Annotated in this window: 17 protein-coding genes; 13 read left to right on the plus strand and 4 right to left on the minus strand. The window is 50.9% G+C overall.

Translation table 11 applies throughout. The features are described from left to right. The first annotated feature begins 612 nt into the window (after positions 1 to 612). On the plus strand, positions 613 to 1,860 hold the full coding sequence (locus ACFVYJ_RS04815; RefSeq protein ID WP_419413908.1) for a malic enzyme-like NAD(P)-binding protein: 1,248 nt from the start codon (positions 613 to 615) through the stop codon (positions 1,858 to 1,860). Positions 1,861 to 1,928: 68 nt separating this feature from the next. Here the strand turns inward: ACFVYJ_RS04815 and ACFVYJ_RS04820 are convergent, their stop codons facing one another. Further along, positions 1,929 to 4,322 (minus strand): penicillin-binding protein 1A, encoded by a 2,394-nt coding sequence (locus ACFVYJ_RS04820; protein ID WP_419413909.1) that lies wholly within the window; start codon positions 4,320 to 4,322, stop codon positions 1,929 to 1,931. Between the two features lie 156 nt (positions 4,323 to 4,478). Here ACFVYJ_RS04820 and pilM point away from each other — a divergent pair, with 156 nt between their 5' ends. The 11 genes from pilM (at position 4,479) to hemE (ending at position 19,914) form a co-directional block, all read left to right on the plus strand. After that, positions 4,479 to 5,537 carry a type IV pilus assembly protein PilM gene (pilM, locus tag ACFVYJ_RS04825; RefSeq protein WP_419413910.1) on the plus strand — a complete coding sequence of 353 codons (1,059 nt, stop codon included), beginning with the start codon at positions 4,479 to 4,481 and terminating at the stop codon, positions 5,535 to 5,537. 12 nt (positions 5,538 to 5,549) lie between these two features. Next, entirely contained in the window at positions 5,550 to 6,098 is a 549-nt protein-coding gene (locus ACFVYJ_RS04830; protein ID WP_419413911.1) for a PilN domain-containing protein, read from the plus strand. A gap of 1 nt (position 6,099) precedes the next feature. Beyond that, positions 6,100 to 6,696: a type IV pilus inner membrane component PilO gene (locus ACFVYJ_RS04835; RefSeq protein ID WP_419413912.1), complete on the plus strand. Its 597-nt coding sequence runs from the start codon at positions 6,100 to 6,102 to the stop codon at positions 6,694 to 6,696. A gap of 11 nt (positions 6,697 to 6,707) precedes the next feature. Then, positions 6,708 to 7,259, plus strand: coding sequence for a pilus assembly protein PilP (locus ACFVYJ_RS04840; protein ID WP_419413913.1), 552 nt, complete (start codon positions 6,708 to 6,710; stop codon positions 7,257 to 7,259). A gap of 11 nt (positions 7,260 to 7,270) precedes the next feature. Next, entirely contained in the window at positions 7,271 to 9,367 is a 2,097-nt protein-coding gene (pilQ, locus tag ACFVYJ_RS04845; RefSeq protein ID WP_419413914.1) for a type IV pilus secretin PilQ, read from the plus strand. A 12-nt stretch (positions 9,368 to 9,379) separates the two neighbouring features. Then, on the plus strand, positions 9,380 to 9,895 hold the full coding sequence (gene aroK, locus ACFVYJ_RS04850; RefSeq protein WP_463254984.1) for a shikimate kinase AroK: 516 nt from the start codon (positions 9,380 to 9,382) through the stop codon (positions 9,893 to 9,895). Positions 9,896 to 9,923: 28 nt separating this feature from the next. Further along, a complete protein-coding gene (gene aroB, locus ACFVYJ_RS04855; protein ID WP_419413915.1) occupies positions 9,924 to 11,018 on the plus strand; it encodes a 3-dehydroquinate synthase in 1,095 nt (364 codons plus the stop codon). A 23-nt stretch (positions 11,019 to 11,041) separates the two neighbouring features. After that, on the plus strand, positions 11,042 to 12,577 hold the full coding sequence (locus ACFVYJ_RS04860; RefSeq protein ID WP_419413916.1) for an AAA family ATPase: 1,536 nt from the start codon (positions 11,042 to 11,044) through the stop codon (positions 12,575 to 12,577). A 189-nt stretch (positions 12,578 to 12,766) separates the two neighbouring features. After that, complete coding sequence (gene gltB, locus ACFVYJ_RS04865; protein ID WP_419413917.1) at positions 12,767 to 17,227, plus strand: glutamate synthase large subunit; 4,461 nt, start codon at positions 12,767 to 12,769, stop codon at positions 17,225 to 17,227. A gap of 74 nt (positions 17,228 to 17,301) precedes the next feature. Further along, positions 17,302 to 18,723, plus strand: coding sequence for an FAD-dependent oxidoreductase (locus ACFVYJ_RS04870; protein ID WP_419413918.1), 1,422 nt, complete (start codon positions 17,302 to 17,304; stop codon positions 18,721 to 18,723). 123 nt (positions 18,724 to 18,846) lie between these two features. After that, a complete protein-coding gene (hemE, locus tag ACFVYJ_RS04875; RefSeq protein ID WP_419413919.1) occupies positions 18,847 to 19,914 on the plus strand; it encodes a uroporphyrinogen decarboxylase in 1,068 nt (355 codons plus the stop codon). A gap of 623 nt (positions 19,915 to 20,537) precedes the next feature. Here hemE and ACFVYJ_RS04880 read toward each other — a convergent pair. Next, positions 20,538 to 21,815 carry an O-acetylhomoserine aminocarboxypropyltransferase/cysteine synthase family protein gene (locus tag ACFVYJ_RS04880; protein WP_419413920.1) on the minus strand — a complete coding sequence of 426 codons (1,278 nt, stop codon included), beginning with the start codon at positions 21,813 to 21,815 and terminating at the stop codon, positions 20,538 to 20,540. Between the two features lie 161 nt (positions 21,816 to 21,976). Beyond that, positions 21,977 to 23,077: a malate dehydrogenase gene (locus tag ACFVYJ_RS04885; RefSeq protein WP_463254987.1), complete on the minus strand. Its 1,101-nt coding sequence runs from the start codon at positions 23,075 to 23,077 to the stop codon at positions 21,977 to 21,979. A 192-nt stretch (positions 23,078 to 23,269) separates the two neighbouring features. Here ACFVYJ_RS04885 and radA point away from each other — a divergent pair, with 192 nt between their 5' ends. Further along, a complete protein-coding gene (radA, locus tag ACFVYJ_RS04890; protein ID WP_419413921.1) occupies positions 23,270 to 24,637 on the plus strand; it encodes a DNA repair protein RadA in 1,368 nt (455 codons plus the stop codon). Between the two features lie 5 nt (positions 24,638 to 24,642). Here the strand turns inward: radA and ACFVYJ_RS04895 are convergent, their stop codons facing one another. Continuing rightward, the gene (locus ACFVYJ_RS04895; protein WP_419413922.1) at positions 24,643 to 25,014 is read right to left on the minus strand and encodes a PilZ domain-containing protein; all 372 of its coding nucleotides are present in this window, start codon (positions 25,012 to 25,014) and stop codon (positions 24,643 to 24,645) included. Between the last annotated feature and the right edge of the window lie 158 nt (positions 25,015 to 25,172).

Genomic DNA, 25,172 nt, shown 5'->3' on the forward strand with positions numbered 1-25,172 from the left:
AAAAATATTCAGACCCCGCGTTGATTGGTTTTCTCAGCGTCTGTCTGTGTAGCTCTGGAAAACGCTTATGTGTGCCAATTGCAGGGGTGGTGCCAATTGCTTTGGAATCTTGGATGTGACAGTGGAAAGAGTTTGTAGAAGAGGGTTAGTTGGTTGATACATAAGCGATTAATGGGCAGGTGGGCGTTTTGGTGTAGCGTTTGTCTATTTCGTGGTGAGTGAATATCGTCATTGGACTAGGGTTGCTTATGTGTCATGCCTGCAACAGCTGCCAGATGGGTTGTTGCAATAAAACCACACTGTTTTGATGCGCGTACCACAGTTAAGTGTGTTGATTGGTGCTGTGTTGATTAGGTTTTAGTGCAGGGTCGGGGATCGGAAGGCAAAAGGAAAAATGAATTTCAGATCACGTATCGTTAACAACCTGGCTGGTTTTTTCATGGTTGCTCTCTGCGCCTGAACCATAGGTAAATTCGGGATGTTGATTAGATTGATACAGGACAATTGTGCGGTGGAAAAATAACCACCTGCTGGTATTTAACTTGTCCGGAAATGGCCTTTTCTATATGATTCGCGTCTCGACAACATAAACAAAATTATGGAACGCCTGCTATGTCTGAAGATTTTAAACAAGCGGCCCTCGATTACCACGAGTTTCCTCGCCCAGGTAAAATCAGTGTAGAGCTAACCACCCCCGCAGAGTCTCAGCGTGATCTTTCGCTGGCATATAGCCCGGGTGTAGCTGAGCCGGTCCGTGAAATCGCCAAAGATCCTGAGAATGCGTACCGTTACACCGCTAAGGGTAACCTGGTCGCTGTAATATCAAATGGTTCTGCGATTCTGGGACTGGGAGATCTGGGTCCACTGGCTTCTAAACCAGTAATGGAAGGTAAGGCGTTGTTGTTTAAACGCTTTGCAGGCCTGGATTCAATTGATATTGAAGTTGATGCTGAAAGCCCTCAGGCGTTCATCGATACGGTTGCGCGTATCGCCGACACTTTTGGTGGTATCAACCTGGAAGATATCAAAGCACCTGAATGCTTTGAAATCGAGCGTGCGCTTATTGAGCGCTGCAAAATTCCTGTATTCCACGATGATCAGCACGGTACTGCCATAGTGACTGCTGCGGGTATGATCAATGCCCTGGAAATTGCCGGTAAAGAGTTGTCCGAAGCGTCAATTGTTTGCCTGGGTGCAGGCGCTGCAGCAAATGCTTGCATGAAACTGCTGATCAATATGGGCGCTAAGGTAGAAAACATCTACATGATCGACCGTAAGGGTGTGATTCACTCTGGTCGTAATGATCTGACGCCTGAAAAAGCTGCGTTTGCTACCGAAACTGACAAGCGTACCCTGGATGATGCGATCGACGGTGCTGATGTGTTTGTTGGGCTGTCCGGTCCGGATCTGCTGTCTGCTGAGCAGCTGGCAAAAATGGCACCAACTCCGGTGGTATTTGCCTGCGCTAACCCTGATCCTGAAATTCGTCCAGAGCTGGCGCATTCTGTGCGTGATGACGTGATTATGGCGACTGGTCGTTCTGATTTCCCGAATCAGGTGAATAACGTGCTTGGCTTCCCGTTCATTTTCCGTGGTGCTATGGATGTTCGTGCCACTGCAATCAATGAAGAGATGAAAGCGGCAGCCGTATGCGCCCTGGCTGAGCTAGCGAAAGAGCCTGTGCCGCCGGAAGTGCTGGCTGCATATGGTTTGGATTCTTTGGAATTCGGGCGTGAGTACATCATTCCTAAAGCAACTGATTCCCGTTTGCTGGGTGCTGTTTCGACAGCGGTTGCGCAGGCTGCGATTGATACTGGTGTGGCGCGTTTGCCAATGCCAGCTAATTATCCACTGTCCTGATCGGGTCTGTATAAAAAAAACCCGGCTACGGCCGGGTTTTTTTGGGTCTGGTGTTTATGAAATAAAAATCAGAAGAGGCCTTCAGTGGTTTGGTTCTGATTGATGCTGCCGGGTTGGTTGGCAACCTCTGTTGGGGTGTCTTCTTCACGGAAGACTTCAAACTCGGCATCTTCCTGGCCAGGATATGCCAGCTTGCCCGTGATTGGATCTATCTTGACGCTGACAATGCCTTCGGGGGGTACTGGGCCATTTTCCGGGCGATCTCGCAGTGCTTCTCGCATGTAGTCAATCCAGATTGGTAGCGCGGCGGTGCCACCAAACTCGCGGCGACCCAGGGTTGTGGGTTGGTCGAAACCTACCCAGACAGTGGTGACAACATCGCGGTTAAACCCAGAGAACCAAGCATCTTTTTGATCGTTGGTAGTGCCGGTTTTCCCTGCCAAGTCCTGGCGGTTGAGAGCCAGTGCTCTCGTGCCTGTGCCGCGGCGAATGACATCCTGCATCATATTGTAGGTCATGTACGCAACCCGTTCGTCAATGACTCTGGATGCCAGAGGCCGATCGGTAAATACCTGCCCTTCTGCCGCTGAGGCCGAGCCTTCGGCCAGGGCTGGCTGGCAATTCTGGCAGACAATCTCAGGGGTCGCATTAAACAGCACTTCCCCTTCTGCGTTTTCTACCCGCTCAATAAAGTACGGTTTAACCTGATAGCCGCCATTGGCCAGGCTGGCATAACCTGTGACAAGTTGCAGTGGTGTGATATCGGCACTGCCGAGAGACAAAGAGAGGTTTTTCGGCAGGGTTTCTCTGTCAAAACCTATTTGTTCGAGGAAATCCAGGGCTGTATTTATGCCGATGGCGCGGAGCAGCCGGATCGAAACCAGGTTACGGGATTTGTACAGGGCGACTCTGAGTCGGGTCGGACCATAAAACTGTTTGCTGTAATTCTCTGGCCGCCAGTTGCCTTCCAGCTGGTTATCATGAAATACGATCGGAGCATCATTGATCAGTGTGGCGGGGGTGTAGCCCTGATTGAGCGCGGCGGCATAGATGAATGGTTTGAAATTTGAACCCGGCTGACGTGCAGCCTGAGTAACACGATTGAATTTATTCTGGGTGAAGCTGAACCCACCTACCAGAGAGATAATGGCGCCGTTATCGGGGTTCATTGATACCAGTGCTCCCTGAGCATTGGGCACCTGGGTGAGGATGGCTTTGTCTTCCTGCCAGCGCAGGCGAATGATATCTCCGGCCTTGAGAATATCGCTCGGCTGTTTGGGCTTGGCGCCAGTGTAGTTGACGGTTTTAAAGGGGCGCGCCCACTGCATACCGTCCCATTCCAGTATTAGCTGGCTGCCATCTTTAAGCCGTAGGTCGGCGGTCTTTGCTTCATCATTCAGACTGATAACCAATGCAGGCTCAAGTCCGCCAAAAGCTGGAATTCCTTGCAGGTGTTTTATTTGTTGCTCGGATGTTATATCCGTTAAGTCAGTCTGTTGTTCAGCGCCTTTGTAACCATGTCGTTCGGTGTATGCCACGAGCCCTTTAACTAAAGCGCTATTGGCCGCGCCCTGTAGCTCGCTGTTGACGGTTGTAAAAACTTTGTAGCCGTCAGTATACAGTGCTTCGCCGAGCTGGGCGTAAAGCTCACTGCGCACCATTTCCGCTAGGTAGGGTGCACTGAGCTCTATGTCGCTGCTATGGTATTTGGCTGTGACGGGTTGGTTGATGGCTTCTTCCAGGGCTTGATCATCAATATAACCCTGGCTGTGCATGCGTTGTAGAATCCAATTACGTCGTTCTAAAGCCCGGCTGGGGTTGGAAATAGGGTTAAACGCTGAGGGTGCTTTTGGTAGTCCGGCAATCATTGCCAAACGTTCAAGGCTCAAGTCCTGAATGTCTTGGCCGTAATAGACATTAGCGGCGGCTTGAATGCCATATGCTCGTTGACCCAGGTAGATCTTGTTGATGTATAGTTCTAGGATCTCTTCTTTGCTGAGTTCCTGTTCAATGCGCAGCGATAGCAGGATCTCCATAAATTTGCGGGTAAAGGTGCGCTCCCGGGTTAATAGGTAATTTTTGGCCACCTGCATGGTGATGGTGGAGCCGCCACTCTGGATCTGGCCGCTGGAGGCAAGTTGGAAGGCTGCGCGTGCCAGGCCCTTGATGTCGATGCCGGGATGCTCGAAAAAACGACTATCTTCGGCAGAGAGGATGGCATGAATAAATGTTGTGGGGATTTCGCTATAGCTGATAGGTGTGCGTCGCTTTTCGCCATACTCCGAAATCAGTTTGTTGTCGGATGAGTAAATCCGCAACGGCGTCTGCAAGCGAACATCCCGAAGCGTCTGGACGTCGGGCAGTTGTGGAGTAAAGTAGAAATATACGCCAGCAATCGCGATAATTGAGGCAAGAGTGCCAGCGATACTCAATTTAAACAGTAGTTTTAACAGCGAAAACATATAGTGTTGTGCTAGTCTTCAAAAAAGGCAGTGACCGGCATTATACCTACAGCTTGGCTTGCTACTCCACCGGAGGCAGGATTTAATTCTTAAAGTGGTACTTGCTGGGTTTGGCGGCGGGTGCGTTAAAAACCATTACATGTAAGGATATTGTCTGTGTTTGGCTTTATGGAGCAAAAGTCCGGAGAGTTTGTCGGTGTCGATATCGGTGCCTCTTCGATCAAATTGGTCGCTTTATCCAGGCAGGGGAAAGGGTATTCTCTTCAGGCGTATGCGGTGGTAACTCTGCCCGCAGCCGCGATTAATGATGGTAATATCCAAGACTCCGAAGCAGTGTCTGAGGCAATCACCAAAGCGCTGCGTATCTCTGGTAGTAAGGCTGTTCAGGCTATTACTGCTGTGCCGTCTTCTGCGGTCATTACTAAAAGTATTCAAATGAACTCAGCTTATACGGAGCGTGATCTTGAAGATCAGGTTCGAATTGAAGCTGATCAGTTTATTCCCTATCCGTTAGATGAGGTGGCGCTTGATTTTGAAGTGACTGGCCCATCACCATTGCCTAATTTGAACGAAATTATGGTGGTGGCTTGCCGTAAGGATGATGTCGAACAGCGTGAAGATGTGATTACCGAGGGTGGGCTTCAGTGCCTGGTGGTTGATGTTGATACTTACACGCTGGAACGTGCGGTTAATTTCATGCTGCCTCCAAGTGAGGACGATGCGCCATTGGTCGGTGTTGTGGATATTGGTGCATCGACTCTAACCCTGCATGTAATGCGTGGCGACACCATTGTTTACACCCGTGAGCAGGCGTTTGGCGGGAATGAGTTAACCCATTCGATTCACTCGCAGTATGGCATGTCGCTGGAAGAGGTTGAGCAGGCCTTAAGGGCTGGTGAGCTTTCTCAGGAAATTCATGAGATGCTGGTGTTGCCATTCCGGTCGACCGTGGTTCAGCAGGTTTCCCGTGCGCTGCAGTTTTTCTATTCTTCAGGTGCGCACAGTGAAGTTACCCGGCTGCTTTTAGCGGGTGGCGTGGCAAATATTGAGGGGTTGGCAGGTATTATCGAAGAAGAAGTGGGTGTGCCGTCGTTGCTGGCAAACCCATTCAATGATATGGCTGTTAATAGTAAGGTTAATCGTGTGCGCCTGGAGCGAGATGCTTCTGCATTGCTGAAAGCATTGGGTATGGCGATTCGTGGATTTGAAGAATAAGGAACGTCGATAATGGCAAAAATTAACCTTCGGCCATGGCGTGAAGAGCGATCAGAGCAAAGGCGAAAACAGTTCCTGACCAATGTGGTGGTTTCCATTATTTTGGGTGGTGTGCTTGTATTTGCCATGGGCTATTACTTTGATTATATGAAAGGCCGTCAGGATGATCGTAATGGCTTTTTACGCACTGAAATTGCCAAGCTTGATGAGCAAATCAGAGAGATTAACAAGCTTAAAGAGCAGAAAGCGCGTTTACTTGAACGTCTTAATGCCATTGAGGAGCTCCAGGGTACCCGCCCAGTTATTGTAAGAACCTTTGATGAGCTGGTACGTGTCATGCCTGATGATCTGTATTATTCATCGGTTACTAAGAAAGGCGAAAAAATATCCATCACGGGTAATGCCGATAATAACCTTGAAGTCTCCAATCTAATGCGCAACATGGATGCTTCAGTCTGGTTTGGTGAGCCAAACCTCAGCAAAGTTACCCGGCAGGGCAATAACGTGAAAAACTTTGTCCTGGCAGTGGATGCCAGTAAGCCGAAACCTGAGGCCGAGTGATATGGATAAGTTGAAAAAAGCATTCGAAGGCTTTGATATAAATGAGCTGGACTTCTCTGAGGCTGGCGATTGGCCGATTGGTATTAAAATAGTCTCTTATATTCTGATTATTTGCCTGCTAGCGGTTGGTGGCTGGTTTTATTATGTTGAAGACAAAAAGATTAAGCTCGAACGCGAGATCAAAAAAGAGACTGAGCTGCGCCAAACCTACAAAGCCAAGGCTTTTGAAGTGGCCAATTTGGCAGCGCTGAAAAAGCAGATGGCCGATGTGGAGGAGCGCTTTGCTGCGATCCTGAAACAGTTGCCCACAGAAAAGGAAGTGCCGGGTTTGCTGGAAGATATCACGAACCTGGGTACCAGTGTCGGATTGGATATTGGTACCATTGCTTTGGCATCGGAACGTAAAGAGAAGTTTTACATCGAATTGCCGATTAATATTGTGGTGCAGGGGGCTTATCATCAGTTTGGCCAATTTGTCAGTGGTATCGCTGCGTTGTCGCGTATTGTGACGCTGCATGACTACAATATTAAGCCATCTGGTGGGTCGCTCAGTATGACCATCAGTGCCAAAACCTACCGTTATGACGATACTAAGTGAGGAGCCAAAAGATGAAAAAACTCCTTAGTCTGATGTCTGTGTCTATTTTATTGACGGGCTGTGTAGATTGGGTTGAAGGTACCGATGATTTGAAGGTGTTTGTGGAGAAAGCGAAGGCATCGGCTCCGGGCAGGATTGAGCCTCTGCCGGAATCAAAGCCTTATGAAAGCTTTGTCTATGAAGGTGCTAGTATGCGTGAGCCTTTCAGGCCTCTGCTGCCGGTTACACCTGAGGCGATTGCAGGTGCTGATGGAAATGGTGCGGTGGATAATGGCATCAAACCTAACAAGGAGCGTATCAAAGATTATCTGGAAACCTTCTCCGTCGATGATCTGGAGATGGTGGGCATCATCTTTAAACGTGGCAAGCCATCGTCATGGGCATTGATACGTGATCCGAACGCTGAAGTGCATAGGGTGACAGTCGGTGATCGCTTGGGCCTCGACTTTGGTGAAGTAGTGGCTCTGGATGAGCGCAAAATCCAACTGAAAGAAATTATCTCAAATGGTCGCGGCGGCTGGATGTACCGATCACGCACGCTAGCCTTGGAAGAGCAGGAATAAGGGACAGTATCGTGAAAAGATTCGTACTTGTAATTTCAGGGTTGTTGGCCCGGGTTTATGGCAAAACTTCTGCAGCATTGGTGCTTATGGCGCTTTGCTTTGGGCCTGGTGTTGCCACTGCCGCTTCTATGACCACTGCCGACTTTGTTGCACTGCCCGGGGGAGGGGTTGAATTAAAATTCAACTTTGATGGTCCGCCTGCTGCACCAAAGGCATATATGATTAAAAAACCCTCACGACTAGTGCTGGATGTTTCAGGCGCGGAAAACCGTTTAGGTGCCCGTTCCCTGGATGTTAAAGAAGGCCTGGTGGATGTGGTGAACTTCGCAGAAAGTGAAGGCCGTTTGCGCATTGTCACTAATCTGTATGAGGCCGCTGGTTATGACAGCTACGTTGATGGCAACAGTCTGTTTGTTGTGATCAAGGGAGCTTCAGGATTGAAGGCTGCACCTGCAGCGGCTGCTAACGTAGTTGGTGCTGATGCTGGCACAGCACCGGTGATAGAAAGTACTCGTGTACAGGGTGTGGACTTTGAGCGTGAAGAGGGTGGCGTTGGTCGAGTCACTGTTGTGTTGTCAGATGCCAATGCGGGCGTGGACATCGTTGAAGAGGGTAACAACGTTGTTGTGAATCTGATGGGAGCCAAACTTCCGGCGGCACTGCAGCAGCGTGTTGACGTGCAGGATTTTGTTACTCCGGTGATGTTTATCGATACCATGGGTAAAGGGGCTAACTCCAGTATTCTGATCAAACCGAGTGCCGAGCCATACGAGTACCTGGCTTTTCAGACGGACAATCGTTTGATCCTGGATTTTAAACCGCTGACAGCTCAGGAAAAGAAAGAGCGCGAGCGTGATTTGTTCCCCTACAATGGTGAGCCAATCGATTTGAACTTCCAGAATGTTGAACTGCGCTCAGTGTTGCAGATTATCGCTGAAGTGGCAGAGTTGAATCTGGTGGTGAGTGACGCAGTCGGCGGCAATATCACCCTGCGTTTGAAAAATGTTCCTTGGGATCAAGCGCTTGATATTATTCTGAAAACCCGTGGTCTTGGGCAGCGTACAGCAGGCAATGTGCTGCTAGTTGCCCCTATCGCTGAACTGGCGAAACAGGAACAGCAAGAGCTGGAAAGCAAACAAACCATTGAAGAACTCGCGCCGCTGCGCACTGAGTTTATCCAGATCGATTACCGTAAAGCATCCGAGATGCTGAAAACCGTGCAGGCAGCAAAGTTGATATCTGAGCGTGGTTTTGCCATGGCGGATGATGAAACGAACGTACTGATGGTGCGGGAAACCGATGCAGGTATCGCCGAAATTCGTAAAACTTTGAAACGCTTTGATATGGAAGTTCAGCAGGTGCTAATTGAAGCGCGCTTGGTGACGGCTTCTACTGACGTGCAGAAAAACCTTGGCGTGAAATGGGGTTTTGGCTACAACGATGTTGATGATGGTAAAGGCTGGATCCTGAATAGTGATGTTGGCTCGGTAAACTTTGGCGCGCCGCCAACTGCTGCCGGCCTGCAGGTAGATCTGGGTGCGAATGTGACTAACCCGGGCTCTATTGCTATCGGTTTCAAACCAGGCTCAAGCAGTCTGTTGGCATTGGAGTTGTCGGCTCTGGAATCGGATAACCAAGTGGAGATAGTGTCGCAGCCAAAAGTCATGACCACTAATGGTAAGGCGGCTAAAATCCAGTCCGGTACTGAAATTCCTTACCAGACAGTAGAGGATAACGAAGTTAATATTGAATTCAAGGAAGTGGTTTTGAGCCTTGAAGTCACTCCACGCATCAACCCAGGTGATCGTATTGCCATGGATCTTAAAATAATTCAGGATACGCTGGGCCAGATATTACCTACTGGTGATATAAGCATAGACACTAATCAGCTGTTAACGTCTGTGGTGGTGCCGGATGGCGAGACTATTGTGTTGGGTGGTGTTTTCAAAAATGAAAACAGCAATGTAGTAGACAAAGTACCGCTACTGGGCGATCTGCCTGGCGTTGGTTGGTTGTTTAAACGCAAGTCTGACCAGATCAATAAAACAGAGTTACTGATCTTTATTACACCAAAACTGGTACGCGGCTCTTTGGTTGCAAACCAGTAGGATAGTTTTTGCTTGAACATCTTTCTAGTCGGGCCTATGGGTGCTGGTAAAAGCACCATAGGCCGTTTGTTATCTCATGATCTAAAGCTGGAATTTGTTGACTCAGACCGGGAGATTGAAAGCCGGGCCGGGGCAGATATTCCATGGATTTTTGATGTTGAGGGTGAAGCGGGTTTCCGTGATAGGGAGCAGGCGGTTATCGCTGAGCTGTCCCAGTTGCAAGGTATAGTTTTATCCACCGGGGGTGGGGCTGTATTGAGACCAGAAAATCGTACCTGTCTGCAGGCAAATGGTTTTGTGGTGTATCTGAAAACATCAGTAGATCAGCAGCTGGATCGTACATCCCGAGACCGTAACCGGCCTTTGCTGCAAACCGAAAATCCTCGTCAGGTTCTCGAATCCCTAATGCAACAGCGCGACCCTCTCTATACCGAGGTGGCGGATATTGTGGTAAAAACGGATAAACGCCATCCGAAGTCGGTGGCCGGCGAGATACGACGTCAGCTTCAAGCTGCCTCCCCGCTGTAAAATCTATACACATTCCATGGAACTACAGATGCAAACGTTACGCGTCGAATTAGGCGATCGCAGTTATCCTATATTTATTGGCCAAAACCTGCTCGATGCGGGTCTGATGAAGACCTACATCAAAGGAAAGCAGGTGCTTATCGTGACTAATGAAACGGTAGCACCGCTGTATCTGCAGCGGTTGGTGACGAGTCTGGGGGATAGTTACAAACTTGATACTGTGGTTTTGCCAGATGGCGAAGCATTCAAAACGCTTGAATACTTGAATCAGATTTTTGATGGGCTGCTTGAGAACAGGCATAACCGGACGACGACCCTCATTGCCCTCGGAGGTGGTGTGGTAGGTGATATGACCGGGTTTGCGGCGGCCTGTTATCAGCGTGGTGTTGAATTTATTCAGGTGCCTACTACCTTATTGTCTCAGGTTGATTCTTCTGTCGGCGGCAAGACTGGCGTCAATCACGCGCGTGGAAAAAATATGATTGGTGCATTCCATCAACCACAGTGTGTTGTCATCGATACAGAAGTATTGAATTCATTACCTGATCAAGAGCTGTCGGCAGGTATGGCTGAGGTGATCAAGTATGGCTTGATCTACGATGCTGAATTTCTGCGTTTTTTAGAAAGTAATATACAGTCTTTGATGCAGAGGAATCCGATGCTATTGGCTGAGGCCATCTATCGTTCCTGTGCCATCAAAGCAGAAGTTGTGGCTCAGGATGAGAAAGAGTCCGGAATTCGTGCTTTGTTGAATTTGGGTCATACCTTTGGTCATGCGATTGAAGCTGACCAGGGTTACGGTAATTGGTTGCATGGTGAAGCGGTGGGTGCTGGAACTATGATGGCTGCTGATCTCTCCTGTCGGCAGGGCTGGATTTCAAAAGCTGATATACAGCGCATTCGTGATTTACTTCTGGCTGCAGGTTTGCCGATAGCGCCTCCTGAAGGTATGAGTGCGGAGCGGTTCAAAGAGCTGATGTCCGTGGATAAAAAAGTGCTGGATGGACAGTTACGCCTGGTCTTACTGCAGCGGTTAGGTATGGCGGTAGTCACTGACCAGTTTGATGCGGCAAAATTAGAGCAGACATTGCTGGCTGGTAATCAGCTTGGCGAGTGCTGTTAAACCAGTTGATGGAAGCGTTACTGATGTCTGCAGGAACTTCGCCGGGAAACCATATTGCTTATTTCGAGCCGCCTAGCCGGCTACAGCTGCTGGAAAAATTGCAGCACTTAGTGCACTACTCTGACTTTTTGTTGCTGGTTACTGGCGAAGAGGGGGCAGGTAAAACAACGCTTATTCAGCAGTTGATCCCGCCTGGCGAAGACCCTGCTCTGGCTGTGTGTGCTATAGAGCTGTCAATGCCGACTAAAGACCGCGAACTATTACCGCAACTGGTGTCTCAGTTGCCCCAGCATGAAACGGTGGGTGACGGTTATCCGGAACAGCTGCAGCTGTTTCAGGCTCAATTACAAGCCCTCTCCAGTGCCGGACAAAAATGTCTGATTCTGATTGATAATGCGGAATTATTAAATGAGTCTGCTTTGGATCTGCTGTTGAATTTGCATGCTGCTTCTGGTGAAGATCAACAGGTTCAACTGGTGTTGTTTGCGGAGGCAAATTTCGCCGCTCGGCTGGCTAAAAATGAGCTGATTAGGCATCTGGAAGGCCGTATTCACAATTTATTGCTGGTGGGTATGAAGGGTGAAGAGGTCAGTGAGTTCATGGATCTTTGTTTGCCTCAGGCTGCCAGGCTCTCTATGCAGCGCAGGGATGAAATCATTCAGCAATCCGGGGGTATGCCGGGAAAAGTAGTGGAACTTCTGGCTGCCGGTGAGTCTGCACGTAATCAGCGTTTATTTCCATTGCCGCCCCTGCATATGGCAGGTATAGCGGTCATGCTGCTATTGGTATTAATGCTTTCTATGTGGCAGTTTATTCCCGGTGGGGCTGAGATACAGACCGCAGATATCGATCGGGTGGCCTTGCCGTTAACAGTTGAGGTGGCACCGTCTGTGGATAAAGGGCCTGCGCCGACTCTGGCCATGACAGAGCCCCAGGTGCCTTTGGTATCACCTCAGCCGAAACCAGCATTTGTGCAGCCAGCAAGTGATACTGTCGTCCGGCCTGGCCAGGTTGCTGCTGCCAACTCAAGTCAAGCACCTGCCACCACCGAGTTAACCCAAGCATCTGCTGCGGCAACATCAAAGCCGGCTACGCAGCAGTCGATACCTGTTGCTGCTCAGCCGAAGATTCAGACGGAGCCAGCATTACTGCCACCGCAAAAAACAGATAAGGTTGCGGAAACTTCGCCAGTGGTATCTCCAGTGCCCGCTGAGCCTGAAATAGTGGCACGTAAAGCGCCTGAATCCGTATTGTCTAAAAATGAGCAATCGTTGCTAAGTTGGCCAGCTAGAGCCTATACCCTGCAAATTATGGGTTCCCGAAAAGAGGCGAGTGCAAGGACATTTATTCAGGCGCAATCTATGCCTGAAGATTTTTATTATTTTGCAACGCAATATAAGGCCAAACCGTGGTATGTTGTGGTTTACGGACAGTATAGCAACCGCGATGCAGCGACTTCTGCGATCCGGACACTGCCTGCAGAGCTAAAAAACATCCGCCCCTGGGCGCGAAGTTTGCAGAGTGTTCACCTGGATATAAAGAAGAAAACCTCCCAGTAATCAAAGGGTTGGTAAGAGGGTGCTGGTAACAGAACCACCCGTCCACAGGGGCTCTTCCAAGTCTGGAATTTGTCCCAAATCCTCTTCGCGTGTAGAATAGCTCTCCCTTTTTGCCGAGAGCGGTTTATGTTTCGGTAAAGGATACCTTCAAGGTATTGATTCTTAAGAATTTTTAAGTAGGAATGGCTTATGAGCAAAGGTCTTTATCGCCCCGGTGAGTTCAAAGATAACTGTGGCTTTGGCCTTATGGCACACATGCAAGGCGAGGCGAGCCACGATCTGCTGGAGAAAGCGATTGAAGCCCTGGCATGTATGACCCACCGCGGCGGTATTGCCGCTGATGGACGTACCGGTGATGGTTGCGGGCTGCTAATGCAGAAACCCGATGGCTTTATGCGTACAGTGGCTAAAGATGAGCTGGGTATTGAGCTTGGTGAACTCTATGCCGTTGGCATGATTTTCCTGTCGCAGGACGAGCAACGGGCTGAAGCAAGTCGTCAGGCTATTAATGCTGCTGCAGAAGCAGAAGGTCTGACTGTTGCTGGCTGGCGTGTGGTTCCTACTGATGAAAGCTGCCTGGGTCCTATTGCCAAAGATACGCTGCCGAAAATTGAGCAAGTATTTATCATCAGTCATGATAAATCTGAGCGTGAACTGACGGTAAGTCTGTTTGTGGCGCGTCGTAAAGCCGAACTGGCCATGGCTGAGGATGCTGATTTTTATATCTGTAGTTTCTCCGATAAGGTGCTGTCCTATAAAGGCCTGACCATGCCGGTAGATCTGCCAGTGTTTTATCGTGATTTGGCTGATCCACGTCTGGAAACCGCAGTTTGTACCTATCATCAGCGTTTCTCTACGAATACGGCACCACGCTGGCCTCTGGCGCAGCCATTCCGTTTTCTGGCCCATAATGGTGAGATCAACACCATAGATGGTAACCGTAGCTGGGCTAAAGCGCGGGCGAAAAAATTCGCCACCAATGTGCTGCCGAATCTGGATCAGTTGCAGCCGATCGTCAATACCACCGGTTCTGACTCTTCCAGTATGGATAACATGCTGGAGTTCTTGTTGGTAGGTGGTATCGATATCTATCGTGCTGTACGCATGATCGTTCCGCCAGCATGGCAGAATGTGGATACCATGGACTCCGAGCTGCGGGCATTCTACGAATATAACTCCATGCATATGGAGCCATGGGATGGCCCGGCTGGCATGGTAATGACCGACGGTCGTTACGCGGTATGTATGCTTGACCGTAACGGTCTGCGGCCTTCCCGTTGGGTCATGACAAAACAGGGTTATATCTGCACGGCGTCTGAGATTGGCGTATTCAGTTATGAGCCGACTGATATTGTGGCCCAGGGGCGTGTAGGTCCTGGTCAGATTCTGGCGATCGATACCCAAACCGGTGATGTGCTGCATACCAGTGACGTCGACGACCAACTGAAAAAGGCTAAACCCTACAAGCAGTGGTTGAGACAGCATGCGTTGCGTCTGGAACAGACCATGAACTTTGAAGCTGAAGTTCAGGCGTTTACCAGTACTGAGATGTCGGCTGAAGATGTTAAGCAGCACATGAAAATGTTCCAGGTCACTTTTGAAGAGCGTGACCAGGTGCTGCGCCCTCTGGGTGAAACCGGTATGGAAGCCATCGGCTCCATGGGTGACGATAAACCTATGGCGGTGCTCTCTAGTCGTGTGCGCTCTGTGTATGATTATTTCCGTCAGCAGTTTGCCCAGGTAACCAATCCGCCAATCGACCCGCTGCGTGAAGCCATCGTGATGTCGCTGGAAACCTGTATTGGTGCTGAGCGAAATGTTTTTGAGGAAACACCTGAGCATGCCCGTCGTGTGATTTTGACCACGCCGGTATTGTCCGCGAACAAGTTTATTCGTCTGCGTGATAACAATGAGCCTGGCTTTGAAGTTGCTCAAATCGATTTGAACTATGACCCGGCTCAACAGACGTTGAAGCAGGCGATCGAGTCTCTGACCCAGAAGGCCGGGGATGCGGTACGCAGTGGCAAGGTACTGCTGATCTTGACGGATGCCAATATCCGCCCGGGTTATCAGCCAATCCATGCAGCAATGGCAACAGGCGCAGTGCATCATTATCTGGTGGAAAACGGCCTGCGTTGCGATGCCAACATTATTGTTGAATCTGGCACGTTGCGGGATCCGCATCACTTTGCGGTATTGTTTGGTTTTGGTGCGACAGCAGTGTATCCCTACCTGGCTTACCGGGTACTGAATGACCTCTGTGCCAGCGGCGAGATGACCGTAGAGCCATTGCAGTCGCATGAAAACTTCCGTAAAGGTATCAATAAAGGCCTGATGAAGATCCTGTCTAAGATGGGTATCTCCGCTATTGCTTCTTATCGCGCAGCTCAGCTGTTTGAAGCGGTTGGTCTGAGTTCCGATGTGGTGGATCTGTGCTTCAAAGGCGTGACCAGCCGGATTGAAGGGGCTCGCTTTGAAGATTTCCAGTATGAGCAGTCACTGTTAGCGAAAGAAGCCTGGATCGCGCGCAAGCCGATTCAGGCAGGCGGTTTGCTGAAATACAAACATGATGGTGAATACCACGCCTACAATCCTGATGTGGTTCAGACCATCCATCAAGCGGTGCAGAGTGGCGATGCTGCGGCCTATCAGAAATACGCTGACCTGGTAAACAAGCGCGGTGTTGCCACCTTGCGTGATTTGCTGGGGTTGAAAACAGTACAGTCGATTCCGCTGGATCAGGTAGAGCCGGTTGAAGCCATTTTCCCACGTTTTGATTCGGCTGCGATGTCATTGGGTGCACTGTCACCGGAGGCGCATGAAGCCTTGGCCGTCGCTATGAACGAACTGGGTGGTCGTTCTAACTCGGGTGAAGGTGGTGAAGACCCAGCCCGTCATGGCACCAATAAACGCTCCAAAATCAAGCAGGTGGCTTCAGGTCGCTTTGGTGTAACTCCGGAATACCTGGTTAATGCCGATGTTATGCAGATCAAGGTAGCTCAGGGAGCTAAGCCGGGTGAGGGTGGTCAGCTGCCGGGTGGTAAGGTTAATGACCTTATAGCGCGCCTGCGTTATTCGGTACCTGGGGTAACGCTGATCTCGCCACCGCCGCACCATGATATCTATTCTATTGAGGATTTGGCGCAGCTGATTTTTGACCTGAAACAGGTTAACCCTGAGGGTCTGGTATCGGTGAAACTGGTTTCTCGGCCAGGTGTCGGCACCATCGCCTGTGGTGTTGCTAAAGCTTATGCTGATCTGATTACTATTTCCGGTTATGACGGCGGCACAGCGGCATCGCCGCTGACCTCAATCCATTATGCCGGTTCGCCTTGGGAACTGGGCCTGTCGGATGCGCATCAGTCGTTGCGTGGTAACCAGTTGCGCGGCAAGATTCGTCTGCAGACAGACGGTGGTTTGAAAACCGGCCTGGATGTTATCAAAGGCGCGATTCTGGGTGCTGAAAGCTTTGGTTTTGGTACCATGCCGATGGTGGCGCTGGGCTGTAAATACCTGCGCATCTGTCACCTGAATAACTGCGCTACCGGTGTCGCGACTCAGAACGACCAACTGCGTCATGACCACTTCCGCGGTACGGTTGAAATGGTTAAAAACTTCTTCCGCTTTGTGGCTGAAGAAACACGGCAATGGATGGCGCAGCTGGGTGTGCGCTCCCTGCAAGAACTGGTAGGTCGTATTGACTTGCTGGAGGTTCTTGAAGGTGAAACGCCACGCCAGAAAAATCTGGATCTGACACCGATTATCAGTGCTGAGGGTATTGATCCTGAAGCACCAAACACCTGTCAGCAGCCGCGTAATGAACCTTACGATACTGGTGCGCTGAACACCGAGATGCTGGACTTGTCGAGTGCTGTAATTAGTGCGAAGCAGGGTGGTGAATGGGAACTCAAGGTTACTAACTGTGATCGCTCTGTGGGTGCTCGTACGTCCGGCTGGATTGCCAAACACCACGGTAATCTTGGCATGGCTGATAAGCCGGTTACGTTCCACTTTAAGGGACATGCTGGCCAGTCATTCGGTGTCTGGAATGCCGGTGGTCAGGAGTTGATTCTTGAGGGTGATGCCAATGATTATGTCGGTAAAGGCATGGCTGGCGGTAAGATTGTTATCTACCCATTTAAAGAAGTCAGCTATAAGTCGAATGAGACCTCTATCATGGGTAATACCTGTCTGTATGGTGCAACCGGCGGTAAGCTGTTTGCGGCAGGTTTGGCGGGTGAGCGTTTCGGAGTGCGTAACTCCGGGGTGCATGCCGTGATTGAGGGAGCGGGCGATCACTGTTGTGAATACATGACTGGTGGCCTGGTCACTGTACTGGGTGAAACAGGTTATAACTTCGGCGCAGGTATGACCGGTGGCTTTGCTTATGTACTGGATCTGGATAACAGCTTTGTGGACAAATATAACCACGAGTTGGTTGAGATTCAGCGTATCCATACCGAAAACATGGAAGCGTATAAGAACCACCTGCGTACCGTGATCATCGAATTTACCCGTGAAACAGGCAGTGCCTGGGGACAGGAGGTCATTGACAATCTGGATGACTTTATCGGCCGTTTCTGGCTGGTGAAACCTAAAGCCGCCAGCTTGAATGACCTGCTGAATAGCGTACGCGATCGTCCGGAATAACCCAGGCTGATAAGCCACAGGTAAAAGATAAACTGCAGTTGCCGTAAGGCAGCTGCCTCTGAGAGGTGAGGATAATGACTGACCGTTTAAACAACGATTTTCAGTTCCTCGATGTAGGCCGAAAAGGACCTAAAAAAATAGCAGCATCTACCCGTAAAAAGGGCTTTGCTGAAATTTACGAGCCGTTTGCAGAAGGCAAGGTGGAAGAGCAGTCTCATCGCTGCCTCGACTGCGGTAACCCGTATTGCTCGTGGAAATGTCCGGTACATAACCACATTCCTGACTGGCTGAAGCTGATCTCTGAAGGCAACATTATTGAGGCAGTGGAGCTGAGCCATCAGACCAACTCTTTGCCTGAAGTGTGTGGCCGGGTTTGTCCTCAGGACCGTCTGTGTGAAGGTGCTTGTACCCTGAATGACGGTTTTGGTGCCGTGACCATTGGTTCTGTAGAGAAATACATTACCGATACCGCTTTCGCCATGGGCTGGAAGCCGGACATGTCCAAAGCACCTGAGACCGATAAGAAAGTCGCCATTATTGGGGCTGGTCCTGCGGGTCTGGCAGCAGCGGATGTTTTGGTACGTAACGGCGTCAAACCGGTTGTGTTTGATCGCAACCCGGAAATCGGTGGCCTGCTGACCTTTGGTATTCCTGAATTTAAGCTGGAAAAGAACGTCATGTCCCGTCGCCGTGAAATCTTCACTGAGATGGGTATTGAATTCCGCCTGAATACTGAGGTGGGTAAGGACGTGACCATGCAGTCTTTGATCGATGAGTATGATTCTGTATTCCTCGGCATGGGCACCTACACCTACATGAAGGGTGGTTTCCCGGGAGAAGAGCTGAATGGCGTGTATGATGCGCTGCCATTCCTGATCTCGAACGTGAACCACTGTCTGGGTTTTGAAAAAGACCCAGCGGACTACATCAACTTGCAGGGCAAGCGAGTGGTTGTTCTGGGTGGTGGTGATACCGCAATGGACTGTAACCGTACCTCTGTGCGTCAGGGTGCGAAATCAGTGATCTGTGCTTATCGCCGTGATGCAGCCAACATGCCGGGTTCCAAGCGTGAAGTGGAAAATGCGCGTGAAGAGGGTGTTAAATTCATGTTCAACCGCCAGCCGGTTGAAGTCGTGGGTGATAACGGCAAAGTAACCGGCGTCAAAGTGGTTACCACCCGAATGGGTGAGCCAGATGATAACGGTCGTCGCCGCGCTGAAGTCGTGGAAGGCTCTGAAGAAGTTTTGTCAGCTGATGCAGTGCTGGTGGCATTTGGTTTCCGACCAAGCCCCGCACCTTGGTTTGCCGATTTTGGTATTGATCTGCACAGTGATGGCCGTGTCAAAGCACCAGAAAAATCCGCATTCCCATATCAAACCAGCAACGAAAAAGTGTTTGCTGGCGGTGATATGGTGCGTGGTTCCGATCTAGTGGTGACTGCCATTGCGGAAGGTCGTAAAGCGGCAGAGGGCATGCTGGACTTCATGGAAGTCTAAGTTGCTAACTTGCTACAAAGGAGGCCGCCTATGCGGCCTTTTTTGTTGACATCCAACAGGCTTTTCCCATCGTAAAGCGGTAGAATACTCGCTTTGATTTTTAACTGAGAATGGCTGAATTCCATGGCTGAACTGAAAAATGACCGTTTCCTTCGTGCCCTGCTACGTCAACCGGTAGATGCTACCCCGGTCTGGATGATGCGTCAGGCAGGTCGCTACCTGCCGGAATACCGCGAAACCCGTGCCCAGGCCGGGGATTTTCTCAGTTTGTGTAAAAATAAAGAACTGGCCTGCGAAGTGACGATTCAGCCTCTTGAGCGTTACGACCTGGATGCGGCTATCCTGTTCTCAGATATTCTTACCATCCCAGATGCTATGGGCCTGGGACTGTATTTTGAAACCGGTGAAGGTCCACGATTCAAGAAAATTATCCGTACTGAACAGGATGTTGCCGAGCTACCGGTCCCCAAGGCTGCCAGCGATTTGGATTACGTGATGAATGCCGTGAAAGAGATTCGTCGTACCCTGAATGGCAGGGTGCCGTTGATCGGGTTCTCCGGCAGTCCCTGGACGCTCGCGACTTACATGGTAGAAGGTGGCTCCAGTAAAGACTTCCGTCACATCAAAAAGATGATGTATGCCACTCCTGAGGTGATGCATGCACTGCTGGATAAGCTGGCGCAGTCGGTTACCGATTACCTGAACGAACAGATTCGTTGCGGTGCTCAGGCAGTACAGATTTTCGATACCTGGGGCGGTGCATTGAGCGGCCCTTGCTATCAAGAGTTCTCCCTGAAGTATATGAAACAGATCGTTGATGGCCTGATCCGCGAACATGATGGTCGCCAAGTGCCGGTTATTCTGTTCACTAAAAATGGTGGTCAGTGGCTGGAAGTGATGGCTGAAGCCGGCGCTGATGCGCTGGGCCTGGACTGGACAACCGACATCGGCAACGCCCGCTCCCGAGTAGGTGATAATGTGGCGTTACAGGGCAATATGGACCCAAGCGTGCTTTACGCTCCGGCTAACCGGATTGAGCAGGAAGTGGGCTATATTCTGGAGCGTTTCGGTAACGGTTCTGGTCATGTGTTCAACTTGGGTCATGGTATTCACCAGTTTGTTGACCCGGCGCAGCCGAAGGTGCTGGTGGATGCGGTGCATGAGTTGAGTGCGAAGTATCACCAGGGGTGATTAAGAAAACGGGCCTAGCGCCCGTTTTTTTATCTTTTATTTCTGTAGGTTGCGGCTGAACGTTGTGAAGCCCAACAATAAAGTTAATTATTTTCCACATCCGTGGAGTTAAGAGAGATACCGATCTCTCTTAACAATCTCTCTGCGGCCCCGTGCCTTGCCTGCTTTGCGGACTCCCTGCGTTTCTCGCCGGAAACGGGGTGGCCGCAACTCGCTGGCGCTCAGACAGGGCGTCCACCTGATCCGTTTCCAGCTCCGATACCCATAGGGCACAGGTACTCGGCTGCGGCAAGGGGTTAATGTCTGCGCCACGCCAAGACATGCTTAGTCAAAACCATGTAACTAGAAGTTGGCACCCATAACCCCTTTTGTGCAGCCGAGGCCTGGAAGTAACAAGCGAAACAAGGGTGGAACTGTTTGAGGCCGTAGGCCGAGTTTTCGCCCGCGCTTGTTACTGAAGCCCGCAGGGAAGTCGCGAAGCGACCCAGCATCAGGGGCGGCTTGGGATTATTAAGGGGGTTGCCGCCAACCCCCTTGACCCACCCAAAGGTGGCAATATTAATTGTCGTTAGCGATTCAGCATAAACCGAGTGAAAAAAGGGTCATTCCTCTCGGCAGAGGTGTCAGGCACCAACTGCATCCAGCGCCTGCTGCAGATCAGCAATCAAATCATCCACATGTTCAATCCCTACGGATAACCGTACCATCTCTGGAGATACCCCGGCGCTTTTCAGTTCTTCATCGCTTAACTGCCGATGCGTGGTTTCCGCCGGAATCGCGGCCAGTGACTTGCAGTCACCGATATTTACCAGCCGGGTGAATACCTGCAGTGCGTCGTAAAAGCGTGGTGTGGCTTCACGTCCTCCCTTAAGACCGAAGCTGAGAATACCTGAGGCTTCGCCGTGGAGGTATTTCTCTGCCAGCGCATAATCTTTATGACTTGGCAGCCCGGCATATTTCACCCAGCTGACGGCATCATGCTGCTCCAGAAATTCAGCAATTTTTAAGGTGTTCTGGTTGATTCGCTCCATGCGCAGGGTCAGAGTCTCGATGCCCTGTAGAATCAAAAAGGCATTAAACGGCGACAGGGCAGAACCGGTATTGCGCAGGGGAACCACCCGGCAGCGGCCGATGAAGGCGGCTTCGCCCAGGGCTTCGGTATACACCACACCATGGTAGGAGGCGTCCGGGGTGGTCAGCAGAGGGAAACGGTCGGCGTGCTGGGCCCAGGGGAATTTGCCGGAGTCCACTACGACACCACCGATGGAGTTGCCGTGACCGCCGGCATATTTTGTCAGGGAGTGAATGACGATATCGGCACCTTGCTCAATGGGACGCCACAAGGCGGGTGTTGCGACGGTATTGTCAACCATCAATGGGATGCCATGACGGTGCGCCAGATCGGCCAGGGCTGCAATATCTGCGACACCGCCAGAGGGATTGCCAATGCTTTCACAGAAGATCGCTTTCGTATTGTTATCAATCTGCGCTTCAATAGCGGCAAAATCATCCTTGTTTACAAAACGTACTGTAATGCCCTGGTGTGGCAGGGTATGGGCAAACAGGTTATAGGTGCCGCCATATAGCTCACTGGTAGAGATGATGTTGTCTCCGGCTGCTGCGATGGTCTGAATACTGTAGGTAATTGCGGCCATACCAGATGCTACGCCCAGGGCTGCGATACCGCCTTCCAGCGCCGCCATGCGTTTTTCCAGCACGTCGGTGGTTGGGTTCATGATCCGGGTATAGATGTTGCCTTCAACCTTGAGGTCGAATAGGTCTGCGCCATGCTGCGCATCATCGAAGGCATAGGAGGTGGTCTGGTAAATCGGTACTGCGACGGCTTTGGTAGTTGGGTCGGGTTGGTAGCCGCCATGGACCGCGATGGTTTCAAGTTTCATAGTGCTTCCTGTGTGTTGTTATTAGTTTTGACTCTTCACCTAGGGTAAGGCTTAGACGCTGTGAAAGCAGGCAGTGGTCTTAGTTTGGATGAGTAAACCGCAACAGGCTCGATACTCTAACGGTCCTGTTGCGGTTTAAGATGCCCCGCTCTCCGTCCGAGTTACATCACCCGGTTGGTGGTCATGAATTTGCTGTCAGAATCCGGTCCGGTATCGTCGGCATAGAGAGTGACACCTGAGCGTAGGCAGATGGACAGGTTCTGGTGGGAGGCCTCGGTTTCTTTGGGTAGCAGGTGTTCCACAATCGCTTTTTCTTCCAGTAGTTCCTGTTCCGTCTCGGTCAGGCGCTTCTGGCTGAAATCATTCATCGGGAAGTCCTGCACGATCTGATAACGGCCATAGTTACAGCGTACCGGGAAAGAGAAGAAAACCCCCTTGGTAATACCGTAACTACCGTCACTGAGAATGCCCATGCTGATGATTTCACCGGGCTCGGTACCCAGCACCCAATCATTCATCTGGTCAACAATGGCCTGGGCGGCAGAGGCGGCACTCGACAAGCCGCGCGCTTCGATGATTTCTGCCCCGCGTTTTTGTACTTTCGGGATCAGCTCGTCCCGGTACCAACTGGTGTCTATCTGACTGAGGGCGGGTTTGCCGAGAATGGTTGCATGATGCAGGTCTGGATACTGGGTGGCCGAGTGGTTGCCCCATATCATAATGCCTTCAATATCTCGGGTGGTTACACCACAATGGTTGGCGAGAATGCCTTTCGCTCGGTTGTGGTCGAGTCGGGTCAAGCAGGTAAATTGTGATGGACTTAAATTGGGTGCATTTCGGCTGGCGATCAGAGCATTGGTGTTGGCCGGATTGCCGGTGACCAATACCTTCACATCGCGGTTGGCAACATCATTCAGTGCTTTGCCCTGGCGAGCAAAGATGGCGGCGTTTTCTTCCAATAGATCGCCACGCTCCATGCCGGGGCCGCGCGGTTTTGCGCCTACCAGCAGGGCAAAGTGGGCACCACGGAATCCATCTTCAACATTGTCATGCAAGGTGATGGTGTGGAGTAACGGATATGCACAATCCATCAGCTCCATCGCTACACCGCGTAAGGCATCCATAGCCTGTGGCAGTTCTATCAATTGCAGGATGACGGGTTGATCCCTACCCATCATTTCCCCTGCGGCTATTTTGAACAATAAGCTGTAGCTAATAGCGCCGGCAGCACCTGTTACGGCAATTCTTACAGGACGTCTCATAAGTTAATAACCTGTAGATCTGTTTTGTTTTTATATTTACCACTTTGGCGGTGCTTTGAGTTTAGTGTTGTCGCGATAGCATTGCGAACCCCAGAACCTTATTTGTTGCAGAAAAGTAAATCATCAGGCGCCATGCCGCTTGTTCTTATAATCCGTTAGAATCCACCAGACTAACCTACGCCGGAGAGCTGCATGGCCAAACAAAAAACCGCCTATGTCTGTAATGATTGCGGCGCTGATTACACCAAATGGCAGGGCCAGTGCACAGCCTGTCATGCCTGGAATACTCTGACAGAAGTGCGATTGGGCACGGCTACTCAGGCACGCACCGCTCGCTTCGATGGTTATGCGGGGGGGGCTGGCAAGTCGGCGGTGGTTAACCTTGCTGATGTGGCATTGGACGAGATGCCACGCTTTACCACCGGGGCCGGTGAACTCGATCGGGTGCTTGGCGGTGGTTTAGTGCCGGGGTCTGCGGTATTGATTGGTGGTCACCCCGGGGCAGGTAAAAGTACCCTGCTGTTACAGACCATGTGTGCTCTGGCGGAGCATATGCCTGCACTCTACGTTACCGGAGAAGAGTCGTTACAGCAGGTGGCGATGCGTGCCCGTCGGCTGGGTCTGCCAACCGGGCAGTTGCAGATGCTATCCGAAACTAACGTGGAAACCATCTGTGATACTGCGCATCAACTGTCGCCAAAAGTGATGGTGATTGATTCAATTCAAGTGATGCACATGACGGATGTGCAGTCGGCGCCGGGTTCGGTGTCACAGGTGCGGGAGTCGGCGGCATTTTTAACGCGTTTCGCCAAACAGACGGGCACTGTGCTGTTGTTGGTAGGGCATGTCACCAAAGATGGCTCCCTGGCGGGCCCTAAAGTGCTGGAGCATATGATTGATTGCTCTCTGCAGTTAGAAGGTTCTTCTGATTCCCGCTTTCGTACATTGCGTTCGCATAAAAACCGCTTTGGCGCAGTCAATGAACTGGGCGTGTTTGCCATGCTTGAGCAGGGACTGAAAGAGGTGAAGAACCCAAGCTCTATCTTTCTCAGTCGGGGTGAAGGGCCGATGCCTGGCAGTGTTGTCATGGTGGTCTGGGAGGGCACGCGGCCGTTATTAGTGGAAATTCAGGCGCTGGTGGATACTTCGCCGATGAACAATCCGCGCCGGGTGGCTGTAGGGCTTGAGCAAAACCGGATGTCCATGCTGCTGGCGGTGTTGCATCGACATGGAGGCTTGATGACCGGTGATCAGGATGTGTTTGTCAATGTGGTGGGTGGTGTCAAAGTGCTGGAGACCGGTGCGGACCTAGCGCTGCTGTTGGCAGTGGTTTCCAGTTTTCGGGATCAATCCTTACCACAGGACCTGATGGTGTTTGGTGAGGTGGGACTCTCCGGTGAAATTCGTCCGGTGCCGAATGGGCAGGAGCGGATTCGTGAAGCAGCCAAACATGGCTTTAAGCGAGCCATAGTGCCCAAAGGCAATGTGCCTAAAGAGCCGGTTGCTGGCATGCAGGTGGTGGGGGTGACCAAACTGGCTGAAGCACTGGAAGCGATGTAACCGTATCAGTCCTGAATCAGCTGCTCCAGTTCTCGCTCCAGCAGTGCTTCCTCTCCCAGGTTAAGTTCCACGATCCTGCGTAGCAGGGTCAGTGAATCCAGATCAAGCTGTCCCAGTACAAACCCGTAACGGCTGTCATGTTGATGCTTGAGAGTCAGTGGTGCCTGAATCGTCAGGTCATCACCGAGGACATGGATGGTGACACTGACCTGATCGCCGGGTGCAACGGGTAACTGGTTTTCCGCACTGACTAGTACCCCTTTAAATGAGATATCGATCAGGGTTACCGGATAATCAATTCCGCCCTGCATGATTTCTGTTTTGGCATCAAAGTGGATGCGGGTGAAACGTCGGCGATTAGCTTCTAGTGTCGACACAGCGGTGCTTCCTCTGATTCGTCAGTCGTTGGCTGAATACGCAGTATAGTTTGGCAGGTTACAGTGACGCGTGCTTATTGTCAGCGTATCGGCGCCTGGGTTCATGACTGGAGCTTAACCCAGTTAAAAAATGCCCCGAACAGTCGGGGCATTGTTAT

It is taken from the genome of Pontibacter sp. JAM-7 (genome assembly GCF_048548695.2).
Lineage (GTDB): Bacteria > Pseudomonadota > Gammaproteobacteria > Pseudomonadales > Balneatricaceae > Neptuniibacter.

Bases quoted from the DNA above. Each gene is read 5' to 3' on its own strand.
- ACFVYJ_RS04815 (WP_419413908.1), top strand. From the start codon at position 613: ATGTCTGAAGATTTTAAACAAGCGGCCCTCGATTACCACGAGTTTCCT.
- ACFVYJ_RS04820 (WP_419413909.1), bottom strand. From the start codon at position 4,322: ATGTTTTCGCTGTTAAAACTACTGTTTAAATTGAGTATCGCTGGCACT.
- ACFVYJ_RS04830 (WP_419413911.1), top strand. From the start codon at position 5,550: ATGGCAAAAATTAACCTTCGGCCATGGCGTGAAGAGCGATCAGAGCAA.
- ACFVYJ_RS04835 (WP_419413912.1), top strand. From the start codon at position 6,100: ATGGATAAGTTGAAAAAAGCATTCGAAGGCTTTGATATAAATGAGCTG.
- ACFVYJ_RS04840 (WP_419413913.1), top strand. From the start codon at position 6,708: ATGAAAAAACTCCTTAGTCTGATGTCTGTGTCTATTTTATTGACGGGC.
- aroB (WP_419413915.1), top strand. From the start codon at position 9,924: ATGCAAACGTTACGCGTCGAATTAGGCGATCGCAGTTATCCTATATTT.
- ACFVYJ_RS04860 (WP_419413916.1), top strand. From the start codon at position 11,042: ATGTCTGCAGGAACTTCGCCGGGAAACCATATTGCTTATTTCGAGCCG.
- gltB (WP_419413917.1), top strand. From the start codon at position 12,767: ATGAGCAAAGGTCTTTATCGCCCCGGTGAGTTCAAAGATAACTGTGGC.
- ACFVYJ_RS04870 (WP_419413918.1), top strand. From the start codon at position 17,302: ATGACTGACCGTTTAAACAACGATTTTCAGTTCCTCGATGTAGGCCGA.
- hemE (WP_419413919.1), top strand. From the start codon at position 18,847: ATGGCTGAACTGAAAAATGACCGTTTCCTTCGTGCCCTGCTACGTCAA.
- ACFVYJ_RS04880 (WP_419413920.1), bottom strand. From the start codon at position 21,815: ATGAAACTTGAAACCATCGCGGTCCATGGCGGCTACCAACCCGACCCA.
- ACFVYJ_RS04885 (WP_463254987.1), bottom strand. From the start codon at position 23,077: ATGAGACGTCCTGTAAGAATTGCCGTAACAGGTGCTGCCGGCGCTATT.
- radA (WP_419413921.1), top strand. From the start codon at position 23,270: ATGGCCAAACAAAAAACCGCCTATGTCTGTAATGATTGCGGCGCTGAT.